The following is a 5,183-nucleotide window of genomic DNA, read 5'->3' on the forward strand; positions in this document are numbered from 1 at the left end:
CAGTAGATTTAAGTAAACGTATTTTGCATGCTTGCCAAAATGATTTGAATCAACTTGCTCGTTTAAGCATTGCAGAGCTCTCCAAATTTAAAGGTATTGGCGAAGCAAAAGCAATTTCTATCATTGCGGCACTTGAAATTGGGCGACGCAGAAAAGAGACTTTAAGTCCCGAGAAAGTTCAAGTATCAACAAGCATCGATGTTTATGAATCGATTGCATCCCGATTTAGAGATCTCAACCATGAAGAGTTTTGGATTATTGTGCTAAATCGAGCAAATAAAATCACTTCTAGTCATTTAATAAGCAAGGGTGGGCAGGCTGGAACAATTGCTGATCCGAAAATTATTTTCAATATTGCCCTCGAAAATCATGCAGCTTCTATCATATTGGCGCACAACCATCCCTCCGGAAATTTGAAACCTAGTCAGGCAGATTTAGATTTAACCCGTAAACTACGCTCTGCAGGCATGTTTCTAGATATCCCAGTCCTCGATCATCTCATCATTACTAATTTAGGTTTCTTTAGTTTTGCCGATGAAGGAATTTTAGATTGAGTTTTAATAAAATATCACTATTGTCCGGTTAAAATAAAATTTTCATAAAAAAGCCATTTATATTCAATTTACCATGTTTTGAATATCTGTTAGTACTACCAATTGCAGTAGTTTCTCTGTTTATATTGCCATTACCTCGAAATCTGCAATATTTTTACCTAAAATGATAGGTCTGATCGTAAGCTTTGGCCTGAGCACAAAATCACCGTTAACGTTTTTTCCGCCTCAGCTGGTGCGGCAGGCATAGTCCAGGCCAAAGCATTAACATTAATAGCATCAGGTGCAGCGGCGGCATTTTGTTTCTTTTCTGCTGAAGGAAAAGAAAAAAGAATCATTAGGTTTGAGAATTTTATCTTACAATGAAAATTTCCCCAGGTACTTCTTATAAAATATTATAAATTAAACAATTAACAGTTCTAATTTCCTATCCCAAATATCATATCTCTTTATATCTTTGTTTTTTATCATTTTTAGAACATGAAGATCTCTTATAAGTGGCTGAAGCAATTCATCAATACGAATAAAACTCCCGAAGAATTATCCTTAATATTAACCAATATCGGTTTGGAAGTGGAGAGCCTTGAAAAGGTTCAGTCAGTTCCGGGCGGATTAGAAGGCTTGGTGATTGGTTATGTGAAAGAATGTGCACAGCATCCAAATGCAGATCGACTTAAGGTAACTAAGGTTGATGTAGGATTGGATGAGGACCTTCAAATTGTTTGTGGAGCTAATAATGTGGCTGCGGGACAAAAAGTTGTTGTAGCAACAGTAAATACTACCATTTATCCAACCGCTGGTGAGCCTTTTAAAATCTCTAAATCAAAAATCAGAGGTGAAGTTTCGGAAGGAATGATTTGTGCAGAGGATGAAATAGGCTTAGGACATGATCATGCTGGAATTATTGAATTAGATGCGGAAGCAAACATAGGATCTGCAGCAAGTTCATACTTTAAATTAGAGGATGATTTTATTTTTGAAATAGGCTTAACTCCAAATCGTGCCGATGCGGCTTCTCATTTAGGTGTTGCTCGCGATTTAGCAGCTTACCTGAATTTAGAAATTACAATGCCTGATATTTCGAGCTTTAAAGTGGAGAATCAGGAATTATCTATTCCTGTTGAAGTTCAAGACCTGGATGCTTGTCGCCGTTACTCCTCATTAAGCATCAGCGGAATTACCGTAAAAGAATCACCTGAATGGCTAAAGGATAAATTAAATGCAATTGGAATCAGACCCATTAATAATGTGGTTGATGTAAGCAGTTTTGTGCTTCATGAACTTGGGCAGCCGCTACATGCTTTTGATGCGGATGCTATCGTGGGGCAGAAAGTTATCGTTAAGAAAGTTTCTGAGGGGACAATCTTTACTACTTTAGACGATGTTGAACGTAAGTTGTCACCTGATGATTTGATGATTTGTAATGCCCAAGGGCCTATGTGTATTGCTGGAGTTTTTGGAGGTAAAATTTCAGGGATAAAAGATACAAGTACAAAAATATTTTTAGAGAGTGCATGGTTTGATGCAGTAGCGGTGCGTAAGACTTCGAAGCGCCATGGACTAAAAACAGATGCTTCCTTTAGGTTTGAGCGTGGCACAGACCCCGAGATGACTGTAATCGCTTTAAAACGTGCCGCATTACTTATTCAGGATCTTGCCGGTGGCTATATTTCATCATCGGTTTCAGATATTTATCCAATACCTGCCAAAGCTTTTGATGTTGAAATTTCATTTAAAAATGTAACGCGTTTAATTGGTAAAGAAATTTCAAAAGAAGAGATTCAAGCTACTTTAAACGGTTTGGGTATAAACATAGTTGCTCAAGACCAAGAAGGAATGAAGTTGGAGGTTCCAGCTTTTAAGGTTGATGTTACGCGTGAAGTTGATATCATTGAGGAAATTCTTAGAATTCATGGGTATAATAATATTGAGATACCAAATCAGATTCGTGCATCTTTAAATCCATCACAAAAGCCAGATAAAGAACTTCTTCAAAACCAATGTGCCGATTTACTGTCTGCCAATGGTTTTTTTGAGATTCTTAGCAATTCATTAACCAAATTGGCCTATTCTTCTCAGCCAGATTTAGCTGTTAAGATTCTTAATCCTTTAAGTAGTGATTTAGATGTGATGCGTCAAAATTTGTTATTCTCAGGATTGGAAGCTATTTCCTATAATCAGAATCGTCGTAACTCTGATCTGAAATTATATGAGTTCGGGAAGGTTTATAGTCTTGAAAATGAGAGCTATAAAGAGAACCAAAAACTTTCAATTTTTATCACTGGCGCAAAGCATGCAGAAAACTGGGCTGCTAAATCAAATGCTGTTGGTTTTTACAATGTTAAATCAATAGTCGATTTGCTAATTAATAGACTCAATATTAAGGGTTTAAGTTCGGTTGAAACTACTAATCCTGATTTTTCTTCAGGAATTAGCTACCGTAAGGGAGAAAAGGTCTTGGTTGATTTTGGTACCCTTTCTAAAAAAGCATTAAAAATGCTGGATATAAATGCGGATGTTTTTTATGCTGATTTTGACTGGGATCTTATCATAAAGTCGGTTAGAAATAATAAAATTAGCTATACTGAAGTATCAAAATTTCCATCTGTAAGACGTGATTTATCCATGTTAATAAATAAGGAGCTTACATTTGAACAATTAAAGCAAATTGCTTTAAAAACAGATAAAAGTCTTTTGAAGGAAGTAAATGTTTTCGATGTTTATGTTGGCGATAAACTTCCAGAAGGCAAAAAATCGTATGCGCTAAGTTTTGTGATTCAAGATGAGGAAAAAACACTTGCTGATAAACAAATTGAGTCTTTTATGCAAAAGTTAATTATTAATTTTGAGAAACAGGCAGGGGCAGAGATAAGAAGGTAGTTAGAAAAACATAAAGCTTAAAACTCATAACCTAAACATAAAACTCAAATGGCAGTTGCAGATCAGCTTAGTAAAGTAATCGATAAAACAAGCAGGCTAATAGAGCTTTATACTGTTTTGCAGGAAGAAAACGACTTATTGAAGCTCGAAAATGATCATTTAAAACAGACAGTAGATCATCATTCACAGCTAAAAGTTGATTTGGAAGAAAAGTTAAGAGTTTTAACATTGGCTCGCTCTTTGGAAGGTATGCAGACAACAGATTTAGGTCTTAATGAAAAAACTTTTGACATAAAGCAAAAAATTACCGATTTTGTACGCGAAATAGATAAGTGTATTGTATTACTTAAAAAGTAGTACTTAGTGAAAATAAGCTCAAATGGGAGAAATCTCCATAAAAATAAATATTGCTGATCGCGTTTATCCCTTAAAGGTAAACACGGAAGAAGAGGAATTGATTAGAAGGGCAGCCAAGATAATTAACGACCGTATAAAAGAATATCAAGAAAATTATGCGGTTCGAGATAAGCAGGATTTGTTATCCATGTGTGTTTTACATTATGCTACAGCTACTTTGAAGGCTGAAAGTAAGGTAATGAATGAAGATGTGGATGTAACGGAAAAGGTTTATCAGTTAGATCAGATGCTCAGCAACTTTTTTTCTAAGTAGTATTGTTCTTTAAAAAGAGCAAAAAAGTTTAACTCGTTTAAATTTTTATTTTCACTAAATAGGGCTTAATATTCATTGTTTGAAGATTAAACTTTTGTCATTGCCAAGGTATTTGATTTGAGTTTTTTTGTTAAACAAGATATTAATACGATGCAGGAATCTTAAAAATTTAATGAGTTTTTTATACCTAAAACAATTATGAACATAATACAAATAGTACTTTACATATTCATCGGACTAGCAGTTGGGGTGGTTATCGGACGGTTTTTACTGCGAAGCCTATTCCGTAATCAGGAAATAAATGCCCAAAACAAAGCGAAAAAGATTCTTAAGGATGCAGAAACAAATGCAGAGATCTTAAGAAAAGATAAACTTCTTGAAGCAAGAGAGAAATTTCTGCAGATGAAGGCTGATCATGAACAGGAAATTAATTCCAAAAATAATACGATTAATCAGCGTGAAAATTCAATTAAGCAAAAGGAGCAGTCCATCAATCAAAAGATTGAAAATCTTTCAAAAAAGGAAGATGAACTGACTAATGTTAAGTCAAATCTTGAAAAACAGATTGAAATCGCTCAGAAGAAACAAGAAGATGTTGATGTTTTAAAGAATCAGCATATTCAAAAGATGGAAACCATCGCTGGTTTATCGGCCGAAGATGCAAAAAACCAATTGATTGATTCATTGCGTGAAGAGGCTCGTACGCAAGCAATGATTCAAATTAAGGATATTGTTGATGAAGCTAAATTAACTGCTAGCAAAGAGGCTAAAAAGGTGGTTATTCAGACCATTCAGCGTACAGCTACTGAAAGTGCCATCGAAAACACAGTATCCATCTTTAATATTGAAAATGATGAGATTAAGGGTAGAGTAATTGGTCGTGAGGGTAGAAACATCCGTGCGCTTGAAGCTGCTACAGGAATTGAAATTATTGTTGATGATACTCCGGAAGCCATTATTCTTTCAGGTTTTGATCCTGTTAGACGTGAAATTGCACGTTTAGCATTACACCGTTTAGTAACTGATGGTCGTATTCATCCTGCTAGAATTGAGGAAGTAGTTGCAAAAACTAAAAAGCAGAT

At 35.1% G+C, this 5,183-nt stretch carries 5 protein-coding genes; all 5 read left to right on the forward strand.

Annotated elements, in window-relative coordinates; genetic code table 11:
- Positions 1 to 554 (forward strand): RadC family protein (locus ACILQF_RS10345; RefSeq protein WP_395627333.1); only part of this gene is annotated, 554 nt, incomplete at its 5' end.
- 477 nt (positions 555 to 1,031) lie between these two features.
- Positions 1,032 to 3,431, forward strand: coding sequence for a phenylalanine--tRNA ligase subunit beta (gene pheT, locus ACILQF_RS10350; protein WP_395627334.1), 2,400 nt, complete (start codon positions 1,032 to 1,034; stop codon positions 3,429 to 3,431).
- Between the two features lie 48 nt (positions 3,432 to 3,479).
- Positions 3,480 to 3,788, forward strand: coding sequence for a hypothetical protein (locus tag ACILQF_RS10355; protein ID WP_395627335.1), 309 nt, complete (start codon positions 3,480 to 3,482; stop codon positions 3,786 to 3,788).
- 22 nt (positions 3,789 to 3,810) lie between these two features.
- Complete coding sequence (locus tag ACILQF_RS10360) at positions 3,811 to 4,101, forward strand: cell division protein ZapA (RefSeq protein WP_395627336.1); 291 nt, start codon at positions 3,811 to 3,813, stop codon at positions 4,099 to 4,101.
- Positions 4,102 to 4,299: 198 nt separating this feature from the next.
- Positions 4,300 to 5,183: Rnase Y domain-containing protein (locus ACILQF_RS10365; protein ID WP_395627337.1), on the forward strand; the 884-nt coding region annotated here is incomplete at its 3' end.

The sequence above is a fragment of the Daejeonella sp. genome (assembly GCF_044232565.1).
Lineage (GTDB): Bacteria > Bacteroidota > Bacteroidia > Sphingobacteriales > Sphingobacteriaceae > Daejeonella.

Coding starts and splice junctions, on each gene's coding strand:
- ACILQF_RS10355 (WP_395627335.1), top strand. CDS start 3,480: ATGGCAGTTGCAGATCAGCTTAGTAAAGTAATCGATAAAACAAGCAGG.
- ACILQF_RS10360 (WP_395627336.1), top strand. CDS start 3,811: ATGGGAGAAATCTCCATAAAAATAAATATTGCTGATCGCGTTTATCCC.
- pheT (WP_395627334.1), top strand. CDS start 1,032: ATGAAGATCTCTTATAAGTGGCTGAAGCAATTCATCAATACGAATAAA.